Annotated in this window: 14 protein-coding genes; 9 read left to right on the top strand and 5 right to left on the bottom strand. The window is 49.4% G+C overall.

The features are described from left to right. Nucleotide 1 precedes the first annotated feature (1 nt). Complete coding sequence (locus MHI42_RS16705; protein WP_342424509.1) at nucleotides 2-913, bottom strand: SDR family oxidoreductase; 912 nt, start codon at nucleotides 911-913, stop codon at nucleotides 2-4. 202 nt (nucleotides 914-1,115) lie between these two features. Here MHI42_RS16705 and MHI42_RS16700 point away from each other — a divergent pair, with 202 nt between their 5' ends. The 3 genes from MHI42_RS16700 (at nucleotide 1,116) to MHI42_RS16690 (ending at nucleotide 4,704) form a co-directional block, all read left to right on the top strand. After that, a complete protein-coding gene (locus MHI42_RS16700; protein WP_342424508.1) occupies nucleotides 1,116-2,387 on the top strand; it encodes a carbohydrate-binding domain-containing protein in 1,272 nt (423 codons plus the stop codon). 255 nt (nucleotides 2,388-2,642) lie between these two features. Beyond that, nucleotides 2,643-3,401 carry a Fic family protein gene (locus MHI42_RS16695; RefSeq protein WP_342424507.1) on the top strand — a complete coding sequence of 253 codons (759 nt, stop codon included), beginning with the start codon at nucleotides 2,643-2,645 and terminating at the stop codon, nucleotides 3,399-3,401. Nucleotides 3,402-3,534: 133 nt separating this feature from the next. Next, the gene (locus MHI42_RS16690) at nucleotides 3,535-4,704 is read left to right on the top strand and encodes a DUF4317 domain-containing protein (protein WP_076248902.1); all 1,170 of its coding nucleotides are present in this window, start codon (nucleotides 3,535-3,537) and stop codon (nucleotides 4,702-4,704) included. Nucleotides 4,705-4,844: 140 nt separating this feature from the next. Here the strand turns inward: MHI42_RS16690 and MHI42_RS16685 are convergent, their stop codons facing one another. Beyond that, complete coding sequence (locus MHI42_RS16685) at nucleotides 4,845-5,429, bottom strand: DUF4304 domain-containing protein (protein WP_076248900.1); 585 nt, start codon at nucleotides 5,427-5,429, stop codon at nucleotides 4,845-4,847. 368 nt (nucleotides 5,430-5,797) lie between these two features. On the opposite strand from MHI42_RS16685, the gene MHI42_RS16680 reads away from it, so the two are divergent. Further along, complete coding sequence (locus MHI42_RS16680; protein WP_342424506.1) at nucleotides 5,798-12,097, top strand: S-layer homology domain-containing protein; 6,300 nt, start codon at nucleotides 5,798-5,800, stop codon at nucleotides 12,095-12,097. An 81-nt stretch (nucleotides 12,098-12,178) separates the two neighbouring features. Here MHI42_RS16680 and MHI42_RS16675 read toward each other — a convergent pair whose 3' ends face one another. After that, entirely contained in the window at nucleotides 12,179-12,628 is a 450-nt protein-coding gene (locus tag MHI42_RS16675) for an IS3 family transposase (protein WP_342424505.1), read from the bottom strand. 2 nt (nucleotides 12,629-12,630) lie between these two features. Further along, nucleotides 12,631-13,572 carry an AraC family transcriptional regulator gene (locus MHI42_RS16670; RefSeq protein ID WP_039292517.1) on the bottom strand — a complete coding sequence of 314 codons (942 nt, stop codon included), beginning with the start codon at nucleotides 13,570-13,572 and terminating at the stop codon, nucleotides 12,631-12,633. 176 nt (nucleotides 13,573-13,748) lie between these two features. Between MHI42_RS16670 and MHI42_RS16665 the strand changes: the two genes are divergently transcribed. Further along, nucleotides 13,749-14,768: a glycoside hydrolase family 88 protein gene (locus MHI42_RS16665; RefSeq protein ID WP_171719105.1), complete on the top strand. Its 1,020-nt coding sequence runs from the start codon at nucleotides 13,749-13,751 to the stop codon at nucleotides 14,766-14,768. A gap of 12 nt (nucleotides 14,769-14,780) precedes the next feature. Further along, complete coding sequence (gene gnpA, locus MHI42_RS16660) at nucleotides 14,781-16,943, top strand: 1,3-beta-galactosyl-N-acetylhexosamine phosphorylase (protein WP_342424504.1); 2,163 nt, start codon at nucleotides 14,781-14,783, stop codon at nucleotides 16,941-16,943. A 93-nt stretch (nucleotides 16,944-17,036) separates the two neighbouring features. Here the strand turns inward: gnpA and MHI42_RS16655 are convergent, their stop codons facing one another. Further along, nucleotides 17,037-18,848 (bottom strand): flagellin, encoded by a 1,812-nt coding sequence (locus MHI42_RS16655; protein ID WP_342424503.1) that lies wholly within the window; start codon nucleotides 18,846-18,848, stop codon nucleotides 17,037-17,039. 167 nt (nucleotides 18,849-19,015) lie between these two features. On the opposite strand from MHI42_RS16655, the gene MHI42_RS16650 reads away from it, so the two are divergent. From MHI42_RS16650 to yaaA, 3 genes are all read left to right on the top strand, one after another. Continuing rightward, a complete protein-coding gene (locus MHI42_RS16650) occupies nucleotides 19,016-20,251 on the top strand; it encodes an AraC family transcriptional regulator (RefSeq protein ID WP_342424502.1) in 1,236 nt (411 codons plus the stop codon). 238 nt (nucleotides 20,252-20,489) lie between these two features. Further along, on the top strand, nucleotides 20,490-21,656 hold the full coding sequence (locus tag MHI42_RS16645; RefSeq protein ID WP_342424501.1) for a GyrI-like domain-containing protein: 1,167 nt from the start codon (nucleotides 20,490-20,492) through the stop codon (nucleotides 21,654-21,656). 250 nt (nucleotides 21,657-21,906) lie between these two features. Next, nucleotides 21,907-22,677: a peroxide stress protein YaaA gene (gene yaaA, locus MHI42_RS16640; RefSeq protein WP_342424500.1), complete on the top strand. Its 771-nt coding sequence runs from the start codon at nucleotides 21,907-21,909 to the stop codon at nucleotides 22,675-22,677. The last annotated feature ends 48 nt before the right edge of the window (nucleotides 22,678-22,725 follow it).

The following is a 22,725-nucleotide window of genomic DNA, read 5'->3' as shown; positions in this document are numbered from 1 at the left end:
TTTATCTGTAGCCTTCAGCATCCGCCGGTTTACCGGCATCTACGACCTCAACCATGTAACGCCAGCAATCCGGCTGGGAGCCGTCCATATCTGTGTACCCGTAGACTTGCGCCAGCTCTCCGCTTGAGAGTGACCGTCCGTTCCATCTGGATAATTCGGGGTCTTGAGCAAGCGCAGCGACGGCCCGGCCTACATAACGTGGGGATTCCGAGATGATGAAGTGAGGCTCATTGGCAGAAGCATCCCGCCAGTTATCTTCTTGTATCCCATAGTGTTCGAGCATCATTTCTGAACGAAGCCAGCCTGGCGTGAGCGCCACCGCTGTACAGCCATAAGGCTTAAGCTCCTGGGCAAGAGCCCAGGCCATACGGGTCACGGAGGTTTTGGCCTGATCATAGAACATCGACACCCGGTAATTCTGATTGTTGTATTCAGCGATTCCGTCCGTCATCTCTACAATTAACCCATTCTTATTCTTAATCAGAAGAGGGAGCGCAAAATGGCTTGTAATGAGATGGGTATCTATCGCGAGCCGTAACATCCGCAGCCCCTTCTCAAGGGAATGCTCCCACAACGGAACATTCCATTCGATGATCTTTTCGGCGCCCCATATATCATTCACGAGAATATCAAGCCGGCCCTGCTCCTGCTCAATGCGATTCACCAATTTCTCTACCTGGGCAGGATCGAGATGATCGACTTGAACCGGAATTCCGTGACCGCCAGCCTGGGTGACAAGCTCAGCCGTTTCTTCTATGGTTTCAGGACGGTCATATTCGGAACGTTGGGCTAGCGTCGATCTTCCTGTCACATATACCGTTGCGCCAGCTGCCCCTAGCTCGGTAGCGATCCCCCGGCCAGCTCCCCTGGTAGCTCCGGCTACTAAAGCGATTTTCCCACGTAAATCCGTCATTTCGTTATTACCTCCTTTGTTGATTACAGCTTCATTATAGAGTATAGGAATGACATCTATTGTCATATATAGTTTAGTTTTCGCGGTTTAAGTTTGATTTAAGTGTTATGGCTTATGCTTGGAATAAGTCAGGTAGCGTTAATGCTTATTGAACGATAAACAGCCTATGGATAACTACTAACTATACGAGGAGTGTTAATACATGAAAATGATAAAGCTGAACAGCATAAGCGTCATTGCTCTCGCCGCATTACTTACTGTATCCGCCGCGGGATGCTCTAATACACAAGAGGGCAGCGGGGTTGCTGCTGCAACCACTCCATCTGTAGCTCAAACCGTGTCACCAAGCGCAACATCCGCAGCAGAAGGTGCTGTTGTTGAATCACCGGAGGCTGCCGTTTCCGCTCTGGACACCACGGAATTATTCAGTGACCGGGATTTAGAACAGGCGGCGGATCTTACTGCTGCAACACCAATGAACCTGGAGAGCAATCAGGATGTGACACTGAGTGAGGAAGGCGTGTATGTTTTGAGTGGTGATGTGGACAATGTGACGGTAACGGTTGAGGCTGCCGACGATGCCAAAGTTCAGATCGTTCTTGACGGTGTGAGTATAACCAATGAAGATGCACCTGCCATTTATGTGAAAGCAGCGGATAAGGTATTCGTTACCTCCACGGACAGTGAGAACTATATGCAGGTATCCGGAAGCTATGTGGCGGACGGGGAAACCAATCTGGATGCGGTTATTTTCTCAAGAGCAGATCTGACCCTGAATGGAACCGGAACCTTAGGCATTGTGTCGAGTCAAGGAAATGGGATCTCTTCCAAGGATGATCTCAAAATTACCGGAGGCGTGTATACCATAGAGTCCTCTGCGGATGCATTAGAAGCGAATGATGCGATTCTGATCCATGATGGAACGATCACGATTGATACACAGAAGGATGGATTGCATAGCGAGAACGAAGAGGATACTACCCTCGGGAATATCTATATCGAAGGTGGCACCTTAACAATCACTGCTGCTGACGATGCCATTACCGGCAACAACCTGGTGCAAATCGATGGCGGGATCATCAACATTAAGAGTGCAGTAGAAGGTATCGAGGCAAACAACATTATCGTAAATGAAGGTCAGATTACGTTGTATGCGACTGATGACGGTATAAATGCTACACCCAAAGTTAGTTCCGGCGCATCGATTGTAGTCAACGGCGGTACGATTGATGTAAGTATGGCTAGCGGGGATACGGATGCCTTTGATTCAAATGGTGACATCTATATCAATGGCGGGACCCTTAATGTAGAAGCGACTTCCGCTTTTGATGCAGATGGTACAGCTGAACTGAATGGCGGCACTGTCACGGTCAATGGCGAACAAATCACTGAAATCACGGAATCACGCGGAGGCGGGTTCGGCGGTGGAGGTGGCCGGGGGGGCGCAGGTGGCGGTAGAGGAACGGGGCAATAATGAAGGGGAGTTTTTCCTAGAGTAGTTGGACGTATATATATTTATTTATAAAAACCGGTTGTGGTATAGTAAAGGCAGGAATAGAGTAAAATGCAAAGAGAGACGTGCATCGGGCGCGACTTCTTATTCATATTATATAGCCCTTTTTAAGGGTGGAGACTTCAAAATAACAGTTAGGAGATAGACCGTTTCCTTTGGATTAGGGCGGTCTATTTCTTTTTTAAGATAGTTAAGCGAAGGAAAGGAGCAGGCAGGATGAGCTACCCTGAATTAATGCGCAAAAAAGATTTATATGAACAAGCCAAAGACACACTTCCGGAAATCACTGTAAAAAGCTATGTGCAGGCTTTCGAACTGGAATATACGCATAACTCAACTGCCATTGAAGGGAATACGTTAACCCTTTTGGAAACCAAGGTGGTTTTGGAGGAAGGGGTGTCTGTAGGCGGCAAGATGCTGCGGGAAATTTACGAGGTCATTAATCATAATAAAGCTTACCAGTATGTTAAAGCCTGCATTGATCAGAGAAAACCGTTGGATGAAGGCATTATTAAAGATATTCATGCTGTACTGACTGAGAATATAATGGTGGGCGGTATCTACCGGAATGTAGAGGTATATATATCTGGAGCGGCCCATACACCACCAGTACCGGGTGAAATGTACCGCCAGGTACAAAACTTTTACGCTGATTTAGCTGAAAAGGATGTCACCAACGTTATTGAGCTTGCAGCATGGACCCATGCCGAATTCGTGCGTATCCATCCGTTCGCCGATGGGAACGGCAGAACTTCGCGGTTGATTATGAACTATCAACTGCTGGCCCACGGTTATCTTCCTGTCTCTATTGCCAAGGAATCCCGGCTGGATTACTTCAATGCACTAGAAGCCTATGCTGTGAATCGGGACTTGAAGCCCTTTGCTGATATGATCGCCTCTCTGGAAGAGCAGCAGCTTGACCGCTATCTGGGGATGATTGAGCGGCAGGGGCAGAGACAACAGCAGTCAGAGTGAACCGGAACCGTAGATTCCTGTGGCGTGTGTACACAACTGAACAGAACCGGCAATAAAAACCCTTCTGGCGAAGGGTTTTTATATCGTTTATACTGATTAAACCAATTTATTTCATAGGAGCTGTGCCCAGAACATGATAAAGAAAGAAGCTGCACATATACGTAAGCAATTTAAGATGGACCACGATCAGCTGCATCTGTTCGATATTCTGAACGTGTATATTATGAAGGAAACCAATGAGATCTACCATTGTGAACGCCAGCCGTTCGCCATGCTGGACCGCGAAAAGCAGGAGCTGTATATGGCGAATTTCCGGAAACTGCTGACCGGGGAGCTGGATCATAAACTGTTCGAGCTGAAGTTCCTTGAAGAAGCGGAGGAGCCGTCGCAGGTCATGCTTCATCAGGGGCTGGTAACGGGAGATCCGGAAGAATGGCAGGACCTGATGCTGATGCTGGTGGATAAAATGCTGGTGGACGTCAAGTATGAGAAGGATGCGGTAATCACGTTTGTCCGCGGACAATACTTCCGGCCGACCAAGGCCCGGAATGATGAAGCCGAAGAAACCGGCAAGGATGAGATGTTCTCACATCCGTTCATCCTATGCAGTGTGAACTCCACGGAGCAGCAGCGCAAAACCCTCCTGTTCGATTACGTGGAGCGGGAATTCAAATATAATGTGATGGTTGATCCGATCATCAAGCTTAGCACGCCGGAGCAAGGTTTCTTCTACCCGAGTGTAACGGACAACTATTCGGATATTAATCGTATCCTGTATTGTACAGGGAGCTCGAATAATCCGAACCCTCATTTCATCGAACAGGTGCTGAATGCGGAGCGGTCCGTGACAGCCATGGAAGAGAGATCCATCTTTGAGGATATCGTAAAGGAAATAACGGGCGAACAACTCGATGTGGCGACCATTGCGCAGGTATATGAAAGTATTCATCAGGTCATCGAGGACCATGAGGATGAGGAAGAGCCGCCGAAGCTCGATTACCGGGATGTAGAGCGTGTGCTGAAGGCAAGCGGCGTAGAGGAAGTGACGATGGAGAAGGTAGAGCGCGCGTTCGAAACCATCGTCGACGATAAGAATTATGAGATGAAAGCAAACAGCGTGATCCCGAAATTCACGTCCAAATCGATCAAGATCGATACAAAGGTAGCTTCGATTACGGTCAGCCCGCAGGATCTGAAGTATGTGAGACAGGTGAATTATCAGGGGAAACGCTGTATCCTGATTGAGATTGATGAGGATGCTGTAATTGAAGGGTTTACACTGATGTCGGAGAATCTATCCTGACCTGTGCAGATAGATGTATATTGAACAAGGGCTATCCCGGCGTCTCCTTACGAGAGCGGGAAGCCCTTTTATTTGTGTAGGGTTGGTGCGAGTGCGCACGGGCCGAATGTATGCGAAAAACCGAACCCAATGTGCTAACGCTAAAGCTTCAGCCCGTATTTCTCCCAAACCGCTGCATACTTCTTCTCCAAGATCGCCCAGCGCTTCTCGGCGCCGTATTTCGCTTGGAGCTGCTTCAGGTATTGCTCCGCAGTCTCTGTATCCCCTGTATCCAGCAGGAACCCCAAGGTCTCCTCACTTAAATGCAGTGCTGTCCGCTGCATATAGTATTCAATAATGGCCCTGGCATCGGTTAAGGTGTACAAGAATTGAAGACCCTGATCCAAATGGAGCAGCAGGTCTGCCGTGAACTTGTCCACATCTACCTCCGGCGTCAGGAAGTAGCGTTCCGGGGCGGCGGGGACGATGTTCCTGATCCGGACATAGAAGTGAGGCAAGCCCAGAGACGAAGCAGGCCTATATTGCGCCAGCTCTTCGGAATGAAGACTGTAATTCACATAGAAGCTGAGTTGCTTGTGTGTATTGTACTTGTATTTCTGGATATTGATTTTATAGCTGAGTTGGCCTTCTGTTTTGTAGAAATTCAGATCTTTTGTACGATAGCCCTGTGCGGAGAAAAAAGGTTTCACGTCTTGCTTGATGATCGTCTTAAACAGCTCTTGCAAAGGAAGCCCTCCCCATCCATAGTTAATTATGATGACCTTCTGATTGATCACATGCCAGGCACCATTCTACTATAGCAATAAATACTTGCAGATGCCAAAAAGAGGAACCAAAAGTAAATGCGGAATCCAATGATAGGGTTACCCCGGAATAGATATAGACATAGGACCTGGGCATGGATGCTTGGGTCTTTTTGTTATAAAGCAATAATAAAAGTCATGTGAATCAGACTAATTACTACGATTGTTTGTCGAAAATTAAACTTATTCATACGAAATGTCGATAAAGTAGACTAAGAGTTTTTGTTGTGCGCTCATACGGAAACGTTATCAATTTATAAAGAGATACTCATTCGACAAGGAGGAACGAAATGTTAAAAAAGATAGGCAAGATAGGTTTGGCTCTAGTGTTAATCCTTGGGCTGCTGCCTATTATGTCACTCCGGGCTTACGCTGCCGTGCCTTCATTTAATGAAACAACGGATTTTGTGATTGAGCCTCCGGTTACATACAGTGCAGGCAAAAATCTTTCTGCTGCCCAGGGTCTTCCGGACGGAAGCACAGCAGTATTGCTGAACTCATTTGTTTATGAAGGCAATACTTACGTTTCATCTAATTTTCTGAGGATATTTGATAATACGGGAATGCTCATAACGGATATTAATCTGAGCAGTTTGATGGATACTTATTACAAAATGACGGACGTAAATATGCTTGTGCTAAATAACGGTAATCTATTAATTACGTACAACAAAAGTGACTCGGGCGAAAATAATCTGCAATTGGGCACAGTTACGGAGAGCACTCCTAATACCTATTTCATGGTGCTTGATAAAGCGGGGCACAAAGTAACCACCCAGACTCAGATAAATACATTTAGTGATGCTAGTCTTCCGCAGCTTACACGCTTTGTATCGGCAACGGAATTGTCGGACGGCAATATAGCCTTTTCCTGGCAGAGAAATGATAATGTTAGCACAGCTACGCGTGTGTTCACTGTTGGAGGGACACCTGTTTCAAGCGAAACCCTTCTAGTGAAATATAATGCGAGTATGTCTTATGTATCCGCCGGGGATGGCGTATATATGGTTGCTTACAATTCAGGAGCTTCAGCCGATTACATCTATCTGAAGATATTCAGTAACAGCGGAACGCTCTTAAGAACAATTGATGTAGGAGCAAGAACGAATGAGAAACAACTGTATCTGTCTACGCTGAACAACGGGAATTTCATGTTCAGCCAATATTACTGGGTGAATGACAGATCCACGGTCTCTTTATATGACAATGAGGGGAACAGCCAAGGCGGATTTGAGGTCAACGGCTATCTGGGTGAAGCTTCGGCTGCAGTCTATAAGGATGGTGCACAGCCCGGATTCGTAACAGTAAGCACGGATCCCATCTCCAATGCTGCCATCAACGATGCATACAATTACGGTACAGAATGGTCAGGGACCCAGTATGCTTACCTGAATTACTATGACTACGACGGTAATCTGGTCCTAACATCGGATCAGCCAGTGGATTCCGCTCCGGTGGTATTTCAGGGATATGATGAAGACAGCTGGATGTTCGATGTGGAATATTATCCGAAATTCGCTTTGTATCCGGCCTTTGCCGATAAAGTTGTTCTGATCAAAACAGATAATACAGATGCCACTCATTATAGAATAATTGGTAAATTGTTTGATACAGAGCCTTCCACTCCGGTTGCGCTGCTGTCAGCGACAGCTGACGGCGTAGCCGGAACAACAACATCGACGAAAATTGATCTGACCTTCGATACTGCGATTGCCGGGCTGACGGCAGACGATATCACAATTACGGATGGTACAGGGTCTGCGGTAAAAGGTACGTTAAGCGGATCAGGGACAGATTGGAGCATCGGGCTTACTTCAGTAACAACTGAAGGGGACGTATCGGTGGCGGTAAATTCGCCAAGCGGATACACGATCAGCGGTTCGCCGATGACGGTAACTGTATCGTTGTTCACGGCATTGCCGGAAGCGACGCCGGCAGCTGAAATAGACTATGCAGCTGAGCAGCTGACGGGACTAACGGCAAACGGTGCATACACGTTGAACGGTACGCTGGCAGTAACGGCGACAGTAGATGGTAAGCTGGCTATAGATAGCAGCTGGCTGGGAACACCGCTGAGTATTGTGAAGAAAGGCAACGGTTCGACGACTATAGATAGCGTGGCGCAGACGGTGAGTATTCCTAGTCGTCCGGCAGCACCTATTGGTGTGGCGGCGATGGATGAGACAGCAATAGACGCCGAAGATGGCACATTGACTGGGGTAACCACGGCGATGGAATACAAAATAGGTATTGCGGGGACGTGGCTTGGTGTATCAGGCACAACCGTGACAGGGCTTGCGCCGGACACGTATTACGTCCGGACGAAGGCGACGCCTGCGACATTTGTGTCGGAAGCACAGAGCGTGACGGTGGCTGCGTTTGTGCCGACGCAGGAAGCGACGCCCGTAGCTGAAATTGACTATGCAGCTGAGCAGCTGAAGAGTCTGGCAGCTAACGGTTCATATACGGTGAACGGAACGCTGGCGGTAACGGCGACCGCCAATGGTCAGCTGGCTATAGATAGCAGCTGGCTGGGAACACCACTGAGTATTGTGAAGAAAGGCAACGGTTCGACGACTATAGATAGCGTGGCGCAGACGGTGAGCATTCCTGTTCGTCCGGCAGCACCTACTGGTGTGTTGGGGACGGATGAAACAGCGATAAGTGCCGAAGATGGCACATTGACGGGCGTAACCACAGCGATGGAATACAAAATAGGTATTGCGGGGACGTGGCTTGGTGTATCAGGCACAACCGTGACAGGGCTTGCGCCGGACACGTATTACGTCCGGACGAAGGCGACACCTGCGACATTTGTGTCGGAAGCACAGAGCGTGACGGTGGCTGCGTTTGTGCCGACGCAGGAAGCGACCCCCGTAGCTGAAATTGACTATGCGGCAGAGCAATTGACGGGACTGGCGGCAAGCGGTTCGTACACGATAAACGGTACACTGGCAGTAACGGCGACCGCAGATGGTAAGCTGGCAATAGATAGCAGCTGGCTGGGAACTTCACTGAGTATTGTGAAGAAAGGTAACGGTTCGACGACTATAGATAGCGCGGCGCAGACGGTAAGTATTCCTGTTCGTCCGGCAGCACCTACTGGTGTGGCGGCGACGGAGGAGACAGCAATTGGTGCCGAAGATGGCACATTGACTGGGGTAACCACGGCGATGGAATACAAGAAGGGCATCGCGGGTACGTGGCTTGGTATAACGGGCACAAGCGCGACAGGGCTTGCGCCGGACACGTATTATGTACGGACGAAAGCAAGTTCGATGGCGTTTGCCTCAGAAGCACAGAGTGTAACGATTGTGGCGTTTGTAGCAACGCCGGAGGCGACCCCGGCCGCTGATATTGACTATGCAGCAGAGCAACTGACGGGTCTGACGGCAAACGGTGCATACACGTTGAACGGTACGCTGGCGGTAACGGCGACCGCAGACGGTAAGCTGGCTATAGATAGCAGCTGGCTGGGAACTTCACTGAGCATTGTGAAGAAAGGCAACGGTTCGACGACTATAGACAGTGCGGCGCAGACGGTGAATATTCCAAGTCGTCCGGCAGCACCTACTGGTGTGGCGGCGACGGATGAGACAGCAATAGATGCCAAAAATGGTACATTGACTGGCGTAACCACAGCGATGGAGTACAAAAAGGGGACAGCAGGTGAGTGGACCGATGTAGCGGGCACAACTGTAACAGCGCTTGTGCCGGACACGTATTACGTCCGGACGAAGGCGACGTTAGCGGCATTTGTATCAGAAGAGCAGAGTGTGACGGTGGCTGCGTTTGTGCCAACACAGGAAGCAACCCCGGCAGCTGAAATAGACTATGCATCTGAGCAGCTGACGGGACTGACGGCAAACGGTGCATACACGTTGAACGGTACACTGGCAGTAATGGCGACCGCAGATGGTAAGCTGGCAATAGATAGCAGCTGGCTGGGCACGTCACTGAGTATTGTGAAGAAAGGTAACGGTTCGACGACTATAGATAGCGCGGCGCAGACGGTAAGTATTCCTGTTCGTCCGGCGGCACCGGCTGGTGTGACAGTAACGGATGAAACAGCATTGAATGCTAACAATGGTACTTTAACGAACGTAACAACTGCAATGGAATACAAGAAGGGTACAGCAGGTGCGTGGACAGATGTGCCGGGCACAACTGTAACGGCACTTGTCCCGGACACCTACTATGTCCGGACGAAAGCGACAGCAACGACATTCACCTCGGCTTCGGTGCAACTGACGGTATTGTCGTTCACGGCAACGCCGGAAGCAACTCCGGCCGCAGAGATTGATTATGCAGCAGAGCAGCTGAGAGGTCTGACACCGGACGCTTCATACACAGTGAACGGTATACCAGTAACAGCGGCAGCGGATGGTAACTTGGCCATCGACAGCAGCTGGCTGGGATCGTTACTGGATATCGTGAAGAAAGGTAACGCCTCGACGACTACAGACAGTGCAGTGCAGACATTGACTCTTCCAGCCCGTCCGGCAGCTCCGGTTGGCGTGAGTGTTACAGATGTGACGTACAACGGGGCGAATGATGGCACCCTGCAGAATCTGACAGTCCAGATGGAGTACAAGACAGGCAGCGCTGGTCTTTGGACAGATGTAACAGACACAATCATCACTGGCCTTGCACCGGACACGTATTATGTACGGGAGAAGGCCACGTCAACAGCATTCGCTTCTAATATTGCTCAGGTTACCGTTCATGATTCGGATGCAGTCATCCCGGCTGCACCTGAAGTGGCAGCGGATGACCAGAACAATACGATTGTTGGTCTGGACACCAGCATGGAATTCGCAGTGGACGACGGAACTTTCATACGCTACGACGGAACCAACCTGCCGGACTTGAGCGGTGAACACACCGTTGAGGTTAGGGTTGCGGCCAGCGGATCGGTTCCGGCGGGTCCGGCAACTACGCTGACCTTTACAATTAATGAGCTTATCCCTGCGGGGGGCTTGTCCGTGAGCGCCAGCGATCCAAGTGGTGCAGGGAATAACGGATATACGCAGATCAGTGTTACGCCGGAGCCAGCTGCAGGACATAAGCTGCTGTACAAGAATTTCGGCACGGGCAGCGTTGTTGCACCTAATGCTGGAGAAATCCTGACGGGATACACCCTTGTAGGAATCGATGGTCTAATTCCTGCAGCTAACGGCGATAGGATTGGAATAGCAGAAGTGGATGCTGACGGCAAGGTAGTGAAGTACGGCAGCGCAACAGCGGTTGTTGTGGCGGCTAATACCGTAACACCAGATCCCGATCCCGTCATTCCGGGAACCGGAACCAGTACTGGTTCCGCGGCAAGCAATGTTACCGATGTGATCGTCCTTGTTAACGGCAAGGAAGAGAACGCGGGCAAAGCCACAACAACGACCTCCGGAAACTTGAAGATAACTACTATCGCTGTTGATCCGGCGAAGCTTCAAGCGAAGCTGGATGCGGAAGGGAATGGCGCTGTAGTTTCAATTCCGATGATGCTGGATTCCAACATCATCATCGCAGAGCTGAACGGCCAGATGATCAAGAACATGGAGAATGTATCAGCTACCCTGGTGCTTCAGACAATCAAAGGGACTTATACTTTGCCGGCATCCGAGATCAACATCGGTGCGTTGGCAGAGAGACTCGGAAACGGAATGAAGCTGGAGGACATTACACTACGGATTACGATTGGCGAGACATCGGCATCCATGAACCAGGTAGTGACAGCTGCTGCAGGCAGAGGGGGCTTCACCCTTGTTGCACCGCCAATAGATTTCACCGTTACCGCAACTTACGGTACATTGACAGTCGAAGTGAGCCGGTCCAATGCTTACGTGGAGCGGACAGTAGCTCTTCCGGATGGTATTGACCCTAACCGGATTACGACGGGGATCGTCGTAGACCCGGATGGTACAGTGCGCCATGTGCCGACCAGATTCGTCCGGAAAGACGGCAGGTATTACGCAGATATCAAGAGCTTGACGAACAGCTCGTATGCGGTGGTCTGGCATCCGCTGACTTTTGCGGATGTGGACAACCACTGGGCGAAGAATGCAGTGAACGATATGGGATCGCGTCTGGTCATTAACGGTGTGAACGAAACGACCTTCAACCCGAACGCAGACATCACCCGTGCAGAGTTCGCAGCGATTATCGTACGCGGCCTGGGATTGAAGCTTGCGGAAGGAACATCGGCGTTTGCAGATGTTGCAGCGGATAGCTGGTATGCGGCAGCGGTGGAGACAGCATCCGAATACGGTCTGATCACCGGCTTCGAGGACGGAGCCTTCCGTCCGGATGCCCGGATCACACGTGAACAGGCCATGAGCATTATCGCCAAGGCGATAAAGCTGACAGGTCTTGCAGAGCAGACCGGCACAGTGGATACAGCAAGTGTACTTGCAGCCTTTACAGATGCAGGCAGCATAGGCGCCTGGGCCGGAGACAGCCTGGCGCTTGCAGCTAAGGCTGGCTTAATTACCGGCCGCGGGGACAGCAAGCTGGAGGCAAAGGCTAATGTTACCCGCGCGGAAGTGGCCGTACTGATTCAGCGGTTGCTTCAGAAGTCGGATTTGATTGATTAATTAAGTTAATTATAGGAGAAGCGAATTCAGACACTGTGCTGAATTCGCTTCTTTTTTATATAATAATTTATTGGGATAATATTATTCCTCCAGTTTCTTATCCACTTGCTTGGCGTAAGACGCACGTAAACCAAGTTCCCTCATGTACTTTCCTACTGTCCGCTCGCTAATAATATAGCCCTCTTCCCTTAAGAGGAGGGTGATCTTTGGACTGCCGTACTGGCCGTGGTTTGCCTCAAAGAGGTAAGCGACCCGCTTTAGCAGTAAGGCTTTGCGCTTCGTCTGAGGGCTGACTTCGGCACTTCTCCATTTGTAAAATCCGCTCCGTGATACTTCAAGAATGCTGCACATCTTCTCTACCGTAAATTCGGAGCTATGGTCTTCGATGAACTGAAATCTTTGTGCTTTAGATTGCGGAAGATATGCGCGGGTCTTTTTTAGGGCGGCAAGCTCCTCTTCTTTTGCCAGCACCTGCTTGTTCAGTTCGTGAATCTTGTCTGCAAGGACAGACTTTTCACCCTTATTATTCATTCTCATACCCACCCCGTAAATTCCAGAATACTTGCCTTCGCCGACTGCGTCTCGGACTGTGCACTCTTACGCCATTCCTTGGGTGACGTGCCCATTAGCTTAGAGAAACAGCGGTTGAAGCTGGAGATGGAATGAAACCCCACCTTTTCAGAAATCTCAAGAATAGAATCCTCGGTGCTCTTCAGCTGCTTACAGGCCTCTTCGATCCGGGTGCTGCTCAGGAAGTCGAGGGGGGCGGTGCCCATCATTTCATGGAATTTGCGGCGGAAGTGGGTGGTGCTCAGGTGGCAGAGGTCGGCCAGGAAGTCGATGGTCATCGGCAGCATATAGTTCCTGGTGATATACTCCAGCGCCGGGGAGATGACGAAGTCGCCCTTCAGATTATGCCCTGCTTCCTGATCGGTCAGCGCCTCATTCGTGGAATGGATCCGGAGCAGCTCGATATACAGCGACAGCAATAAGCCGTAGGCGCTCTCCTGATAATAAGGCTTCTGCTGCTGCAATTCCTCCACGATCGACGTGGCCAGACTGTACACCATGGGATGCTTATCCTTATTCAGGATACAGTTCTTCCCCAGCACCGCCCACAGATTCGGCTCGAAGTTGCTATAGGCGCTTTTGAAGGAATGCTGAAAGAGATCCTCCGGCGAGAAAAAAAGATAAGACCACAGACTGGCCTCACCCGGAGAACTATACGTCGTATGCGGAAGGTACCGGGGGAGGAAGGTCACATCACCGGCTGTAAAAGGTACAGACTCGCCCTTGATCTCCATGATGCCGCTATCCGAATAACAAATCCCAATCTCCAGGTGGTTATGGAAATGCAGGTGCTCGCTCTTGATATCGGAGATCTTCCAGCGTTCCCCGCTTAACAGCAGCACAGGGAAATGGATCGGCAGGCTGTAGTGGCGGTACTCGATGACGGGTTTCTTTTTTCTGGGCATATCCGGGGGCTCCTCTATAATATTAAAATAGATAAATGGTCGAAAATGCGCAGTTTTGCTGTGAATATGCTTAGATATAGAATATTTTACTGCTTACAATGGAGTATGTAAAGCGCTTGCAATGAGACGGATAGTAAGCGCTATTGAGGCGCGTGAGACAAGAGAGGGGTAATAAGATGATTCAAGTGGATTTCAACAGGGAAGAGATTCTAAGTATTATCGACAAGGTCACCAACAAAACACTGGCGATGGACTTAACATGGGACTGGCCTTGCGGCGTAGCTTATTATGGGGTATCCAGAGCTTATCAGACTACAGGGAACAAAGAGTACCTGGACAGACTGGTTCAGTGGGCGGATGAATATATTGAGCTGGGGCTGCCGGACTGGACGGTTAATACTTGTGCCATGGGCCACATGCTGATCACCTTGTATGAAGCGACTGGAGAGCAGAAATATTGGGATATTGCGATGAGCAAGGTAGAATACATCCGTAAAAATGCGCTGCGGTTCGGAGACAATGTGCTGCAGCATACGGTATCGATTTCTAATGATTTTCCGGAACAGGCTTGGGCGGATACGCTGTTTATGGCGGCATTCTTCCTGCTGCGTGTAGGCAGTAAGCTGAAGGATCAGGAGCTGATTCAGGATGCCCTCAATCAATACTACTGGCATATCAAGTATCTGCAGGACCCTGGCACAGGCTTCTGGTTCCATGGCTACAACAATGTGAAGCAGGATCATATGTCCGGACTATACTGGGGCAGAGCGAATGCCTGGGGTGCGTATACAATGTCGCAGGTGAAGCCGCTTTTGAAGGACTGGTATTTGTATCCGCAGTGTATGGACGTGGAATGTTCGCTCCGTGATCAATTGGCGGCGCTGAAGCTTGTCCAGACAGAGAACGGCTTGTGGCGGACGGTGCTGGATGATGAGGAATCTTATGAAGAAGTATCGGCATCCTGCGGCATTGCGGCGGCGATGATCAACAACGGCAATCCGCTGCACACCAAATATGTGCAAAAAGCGTTAAAGGGCATTCTTGCAAACATCAGCGAAGACGGACGTGTCCTGGGCGTATCCGGCGGCACAGCCGTAATGAAGGACCGCGAAGGGTACCGCAATATTCCAAAAGACTGGATTCAAGGCTGGGGCCAAGGCTTAGCGCTTGCTTTCTTGTCCGATATGCTTAAATAGGAGGGAACCGAATTGTCCAAACCATCAACAGGCGCTTTCACACTGCCGGGAGAATCCGGTTACGAAGCGCTAACGCTTGAACTCGCTGAACGCTGGGGTGCCGATGTCATCCGTGACAGTGACGGTACACAGTTATCTGATGAGATTATCAATGCCGGATACGGCATTTATTCTACAGTCTGTATCATCCGGGACCATAATGAATGGGCGTCGCAGAACCCGGATAAGCTGCAGCAGAGCTTCCTTATTACGAATCCGAAGGTGGCTGTGCAAGATTATTTGTCGGTCTACCTGATGGAGGATTTCTTCGCTGAACAGTTCAGAGTGAATGATTCCCGTGAGGCGTATAAGTACTGGCAGGTGTATGACCGGACGACCGGTGAGGAAGTGCCGAGGGAGCAGTGGAATTACGACCGGGAATCAGGCAATGTGGTGGTTACCGGAATCGTACCTTGGCATAAATACACCGTCAGCTTCATGGCCTACCGGATCTGGGAAGAGATCTCCATGTACAATCACACCACGAATAACTGGAACAAAGAGCATCTGATGCAGATTGATCCTATGTATGCTGACACGCAAAAATACCTGCTGGATTGGATGGAAGACTGGTGCGAACAGCATAAGGAAACAACGGTTGTCCGGTTTACTTCTCTTTTCTATAATTTTGCCTGGATCTGGGGCAGCAGTGAGCGTAACCGTCATCTGTTCTCGGACTGGGGTTCATACGATTTCACGGTGAGTGCCAGAGGTCTGGATCTGTTCGCGCAGCAATACGGCTATTCGCTGACGGCAGAAGATTTCGTGAACGGCGGCAAATACCGTGTCAGTCATATCCCGGCGGAGCAGCGCAAGCTCGACTATATGGCTTTTATCAATGATTTCGTGATCGGATTCGGCAAGCAGTTAATTGATATTGTGCATAAGCATGACAAGCTGGCGTATGTCTTCTACGATGACAGCTGGGTTGGCGCAGAGCCTTACAATGACCGCTTCGGTGAGTTTGGTTTCGACGGAATGATTAAATGTGTGTTCTCCGGATATGAGGCAAGGCTCTGTTCAGGGGTGAAAGTGGATACGCATGAGATCCGGCTGCATCCGTACTTGTTCCCGGTTGGTTTAGGCGGTGCGCCTACCTTCATGGAAGGGGGGAATCCGACACTGGATGCCAAAAAATACTGGATCAACATCCGGCGTGCCCTCCTGCGTGAGCCGATTGACCGGATTGGCCTGGGCGGATATCTGCATCTGGTCGAGCCTTACCCGGATTTCTGTGATTATATCGAGAAGATTGCGAATGAATTCAGAGAGATTAAGGAGCTGCATGAGCAAGGCAAGCCCTATCATATCAAGACCAGGGTAGCCATTCTGCATAGCTGGGGCAAGCTGAGATCTTGGACCTTGTCCGGCCACTTCCATGAGACGTATATGCATGATCTGATTCACATTAATGAAGCACTATCCGGTCTGCCGGTTGAGGTGCAGTTCATTGATTTCGAGGATATCCGCCAGGGCGTGCTGCAGCATGTGGATGTAGTGATTAATGCAGGCAGTGCCGGTACAGCCTGGAGCGGAGGGGAGTACTGGAAAGACAGCAAACCGGTGGATGTCCTGACCAAATGGGTATATGAGGGCGGTGCTTTTATCGGGGTTAACCAGCCTTCGGCCGTTGAGGGATACGACAGCTACTTCAGAATGGCGCATGTTCTGGGTGTGGATGAGGACACGGGTGCGCGGGTAGCACATGGCAAATGGGCATATGAGGTTCAAGCTGAGCAAGGTCTGGTGCCTGATGGCGCCAGCATTACACCGAAGAACGGCATCCATCTTACGGATGGTTCCGCTGCGGTACTCAGTGAGGTAGACGGCAAAATCACGCTATCTGCGAATAGTTTCGGTAAAGGTAAGGGAATCTACCTGCCTTCCTTCGAATTCGGCTGGGAGAATACCCGCCTGCTGCTGAACCTGATCCGCTATGCCGGTAAGGAGCTACAGGAAACGAAATATATTCCGGATAACCTCTATACCGAGTGCGCGTATTATCCGGAGAGCAAGATGCTTGTCGTGATCAATAACAGCGACCAGCTGCAAAAGACTACGATTGAGACGGAGTATGGGCCGCAGACTGTGGAATTGGAACCGTTCGATACGATTATTCGGACTATTGGGGAATAGGAATGTGAAAAAGCTCAAGCCTGGGGTGTTATGCCGGGCTTGGGCTTTTTGTGTGTTGATTCGGATTTGTCCTGCTTGTTGTCAGTGCCTTCCCTATACAGAATTTAACAGCTGTAGTACGGCTTGAGGATTCTGATTGGCTTGGGCGAGCATTGTCTGTGTAGCCTGAATTAGGATGCTAGCTTTGGTGGAACTCAGCATTTCCTTGGCTATGTCGGCATCACGGATACGTGATTCTGCTGAGGTCAGGTTTTCATTGGAATTCTGCACATTGTCCAAAGTGTACTCCATACGGTTCTGCAATGCTCCATATAATCCTCTGTAGTTCGTTACTTTCGTTAGGGCTGCATCGGTCTGTTTCAATGCTGTCTCAGGTATGGAGGGGGGCACTATTCCCAGATTCGCAATACCTAATCCCTGCGAGGTTACATTGAACAGGGGGATGTGGATGACCTGATCTTGTCTATCCCCTGCCTGAATGTCGACTTTGGGTGGAACGTAATCTATATCAGTGGTATCCGTGTTCACAGTTGTATCGATATGTTTGGTTGTAACGGTCTCATGGGTTAGCTCATACACACCAAGATTTAAGGAAAACGGGCCATAAGTGAAGCCCAATGTTACACTCGCACCGGCTGGTAAATCGAGCTGCCAATCGAAATTAATCTGCGGTTGACCTACTGCAGGATTATTAATGGTCAACTCTGTAGGCGCCAGCAATCCTGAAGAATCATCAAACTTCAGGCCAGTATCAGCATCGGTCCCCGACAGGTTGAAGTTGCTTCCAGATGGAGGATTTATAATATTATTTCCAATAGACAGCGGATTTCCACCTGCATCTGTGATTGTCGAATTTGCGGGAGGATCAATCATATTGTCCAGTTTGATGTTGGTATCAAATGTATTCATGTTATTGATTACATACTTGATCTCCATGGAGTTATCAGGAAGTACTGTCCTGTATCTCATTATGGACAGGTTCGTACCGGAGAACCACATATGATCCCAAGCAGGATCTGTTCCAGAGCCGCTGCGTGATGAATATTCCACAGGTACCGAGCTTCCGTTCACTTCGATATTCTCAAACATTGCACCGTATACATCGCCAAGCTCCTTAGGTCCAAAGCTGGTTTTATTCATACCTGAAGAGAACCAATAGGCAGGCTTGGAGTATTGCGGATCATTTGATGCTGTTAACGTTTCGTAGACAGTATTATTGGTATCCGTTGTAGTTATTGTGTGAGTATCAACATTATACTCATTATATCCGGCGCTTCCGTCTGGAGTGGTAATCGGAATGTTAGTATTGGTACTCGAATATGTATGACTCGTTTCTGTGGTATCTGTATTACTTATGACATGCTTGGGTTCATCGGGTGTTCCTTGCGGTTTGTAGACTACACTGGTAGATACTGTAGTTACTGGAGGCGGATCAGTTACACCAGAGATTGAACTGCTGCTTGAACGATCAGCAAGGATTGTGTAATCATCCCGTGCCAGCAGGTTAATTGTATTAAATTCAGAACTCTTTGACAGGCTGTCTAAGGCGTCGGTAAGCTGCTTTATTTCCTGGTCGATCATCTGCCTGTCGCGATCGCTATTTGTACCATTCAATCCCTGAACTATCAATTTTCGTTGTCTTTGCAGAATTTCATTCATCTCGTTCAAGCTGCCTTCAGCTGTTTGAACTAGGGATACACCGTCCTGAATATTCCTGGATGCCTGCTCCAATCCTCTGATTTGTCCTCGCATTTTCTCGGAAATGGATAAGCCTGCAGCATCGTCAGCTGCTTTGTTGATGCGTAAGCCAGATGACAGCTTTTCCATACTGTTGGAACTGGCCTTGGTGTTTCTTCGCAGCATATTATTTGCATTTAGAGCAGATAGATTATGTGAAATTATCATAGTTCATACCTCGGAGATAAATATTGTAAATTCTCATACATATTATCACAAAAATAGACACAGCGTCCATGACTCTTCACGGGTTCTTTTTGCATTTATGTGATGGTGATAATACACAAATGGATCACACATTGATACATTTACTATAAAAGAATGGAGGACTTCCCATGGACAAATCCGCCCGCTTCAAGCAATCCATAGCCTTCATAGAGGAACGTTTATACGAAGACATCAACCTCGGACAAGCTGCGCAGGCCGGGTACACCTCGCTGATGCAGCTGTATCGTGACTTCTATACCTATACCGGACACTCGGTAAAAGAATACATACGCAAGCGCAGGCTGTCAGGCGCGCTCGGATTGATCCGGGCTTCGCAGAGACCGCTTGCTGAGATTGCCTATTCCTGCGGCTATAGCTCCCAGCAGGCTTTGTGCAAATACGTGAAATCCGCAACCCATATGACACCGCTAGAGTACCAGAAGAGTGAAGCCATCGGGCAGGTGACCGTCACTGCTGAAACGATCCCCAAGACCTTACGCGCGAAATTCTATCATCCCAAGCAGTACGGCATTGAGCAACAAGCGCTAGAAGCGCTGCATTTTCTAATACCAGAATACCCGGGCAGAATCTTCGGCAGAAACGGGCAGCAGCGGGACGGCTTATTCTGTTATGAACTCGCTGTGGAGTATGATGCGGATTTGCTAGACAGACTGGCAGACAGCACTTTTCAGGAAATAAAGGTGGCTCAAGAATTCAGTTCAACCTTCGCGAAAACAACCGTTAGGAACGATGAGGCCGAGATCGGGCTGGCATGGGATTATCTCTATCTGAAGTGGCTGCGAACCAGCATGTTCGTGCAGGATGACGGGCGTTATTTCGAAGAATATATCTACAAAAGCAGAAAGGTGAGGAAGCTAATTCTGTATCTGCCAGTGAAGAGGCGGACGGATTATGACAAGATTAGTGTGAACTTCTGTGCAGGCTTGGAGTTTCTGGTGTCGTCCCGGGAAGGGGATCAGGCAGAGGAGGAGGCATCTGCTGCGGTGATGAACTATATTTCCTGGCATACCCCTGAGGCGATAAGCACAGTTAGGGAATTCTATGTAGCCCAAAAGGGCTTAAGCTACACCTGCGGAGTGCGGCTGGAACAGGCGATAGAGCTTCCCATAAATAGCGGGCTAGAAGTAATGCGGGTTGCCGCAGGCCGTTATGCGATGCTTGAGTGCAGCAGTTGTAGTGACCGCGGAGTGTTTATTGCTCTTTTGGATACATGGATACAGGAGCACGGATGGAGTAAGGATGAGCTGCCTGCTTTTACTACCTATGAGACCGGAGGTCAGGGTGACCCGGACGCTATCATAATGAGAGTGTGGATTAAGCTGAAAGATGTTAAGAACGGATAATATTTAGCAGGCGGTCATCTATAAACTAAATCTATATAGATTGAACTGAGGAAGACAATACAGGATGAGAATAGCGGAGGGGGATTTTGGAACTGTAGGAGCGGTAGCGTCCGCCTTTGTCACCGGATTTCTACTGCGGATAGCGGTAACAATCAGGAAATCTGGTGACAACAGCGGCCGGAAGTCCAAATATTCACCGCAGTTATGAACAACATCTATATAGGAAGGGAGCACACAAATGAATCTAAGAAAACAAGCACTGCCGCAGCAAGCGCCCGAAGATTACAGTCCCCGTGTGAAGCCGGTAATCCTGAGAATGGTGGAGGAGATGAAGCGGATGGGAATTTCAAGTGAGATTCATGTAGAACAGATTACAGAGCTGTGCAGTATTGTGGACCGGCCGGAGATGAAAGTGGTGGGTATCGCGCTGCCGGTTTCGTATGAGAGCCGGGGGTATGGCGGTTTCCATGGGTCTGAGCATGCGAGCTGTACGTTGAATGATTATTTGTATACCAAGAAGCTGACTTCAGAAGGCGATATCGCGCTCCTCTCTGGTCTCATCAGCCGGCAAATCAAAGGCAAAGAGGTTGTTACCGTACGATCAGAGGTACAGGGTGACGGCAATTATAAAGTCATTGTGGGGTATGAGGTAAGCAGCTTCGACGGGTTGCCCGCCCATTTGCCGGAATATACGGAGACGCTTACAGTGCCAGCTTGCCGCTATGCCAAAGTCCTAATCAACGAGACTAAGGAGGCTGGACGGATCGGCTATGATGAGCGGATGCATGCAGATGAATATTTCGTTGGCCAATTCCGTAATGACACCAGCTACGTCTATAACCCTTCCGGCCTTAGCTTCAATACATATGATGACTCAGGGGAGATTCTCACCAAATACGAACCCGTTAAGATACCGGGAAAGGATGCGGAGCGGTTTGACTCTTTGCGCTTCAAGGCGGTGACATTGCCGGAGATGAAGATCGCCTGCAGCATGACGCTGCCGGATGATGAGGAGTTTGTAATCACGAAATATTTCGACGTGCAGGACCAGGTATTCGCCACTGAGGCGGCTAAATATTATCTGCATGATTATTACGGTTTTCCGGTGAACAGTGAGGAGGAGGGGAAGGTGAACTCCTGCTTCGGCACCAGAGTCAGCACCTTTGAGTCACTTCCTGATTGCGTGGAAAAGATTACAGTGCCCGGAGGCATCTATCTGCACATTACCCAGCTCGAAGTGAATGGTGATAATCCCGGTATGCCGTATGATGTGGCGTTCAATCATCTGGATGAGCTATTCCTGAATGCTCACCCTGAGTATACACGTGACTGGAGCAGGCATGTGATCGCCCGTTTCCGGCAGGCGAACTGTGCCTCCGTATTTGTGCCGCTTGCCAGCGAATAACTAAATAAGATGGATAGAAGAAGTAACAAAAGGCGGGAAGGAACGAAGGGGGATTTTGGAACTGTAGGAGCGGTAATAATCAAGAAATCTGGGGACAACAGCGGCCGGAAGTCCAAATATTCACCGCAGTGACGACTAAGGTTTAAGTTAGTATACTAAGTTAGTATCTTAAGTTCAGCTTATATAATATAAATTATGATAGTATAAAGGTACATTTAGTTTTCCCCGCGGGGGTAGAAAAGGGAGCAGCATGAGAATCATTATATCACCAGCCAAGAAGATGAAGACGGACACGGATTTCCTGGATTACCGCCAAGTGCCGCAGTTCATCAGCGATTCGCAGACTCTTCTGGCCTTATTACGCAAGTTGAATTATGAAGAAGCCAAAGCGCTATGGAAATGCAATGATGCCATCGCCACGCTGAATATGGAACGGATCCGGGAGATGGATGTCACCAGGAATCTGACGCCGGCTATCTTCTCATATGAGGGAATACAGTACCAGTACATGGCGCCCGGGATCTTTCAGACGGAGGAGTTGGATTATCTTCAGCAGCACTTGCGGATCTTGTCCGGATTCTATGGAATCGTCAGACCTTTTGATGGCGTTGTGCCGTACAGGCTGGAGATGCAGGCTAAGCTGGGCGGTAAGGGCTTCAGTTCTCTCTATGAGTTCTGGAATAGAAGACTGGCGGACCAGCTATTATCGGAGAGTGACATCATTCTGAACCTGGCTTCCAAGGAATACAGCAAGTGTATCTCCCCGTACATTGGCAAGGATGCTCGAATGATTAGTGTGGTGTTCGGGCAGGACATCGGTGGCAAGGTGGTTGAGCGGGCGACGCTGGTCAAGATGGCCAGGGGTGAAATGGTCCGCTACATGGCCGAGCGGCAAATTACCCGCGTGGAGGATATCAAAGGCTTCGACGGGTTTGATTTCGCATTTGCAGAAGGCTTGTCAGATGAGAACACGTATGTGTTTATCCAACAGAAGCGCGATAAGAATGAAATGGTAGAGTAAGGCTTGCAACGGGTAATCTTGAAGACGGTTGAATAACCGGATTAGGGT

The sequence above is a fragment of the Paenibacillus sp. FSL E2-0178 genome (assembly GCF_038593005.1).
Taxonomy (GTDB): domain Bacteria; phylum Bacillota; class Bacilli; order Paenibacillales; family Paenibacillaceae; genus Paenibacillus_AQ; species Paenibacillus_AQ phytohabitans.
Note: the sequence above shows the minus strand (reverse complement) of the source record. Positions and strands in the feature narration are given on the sequence as shown.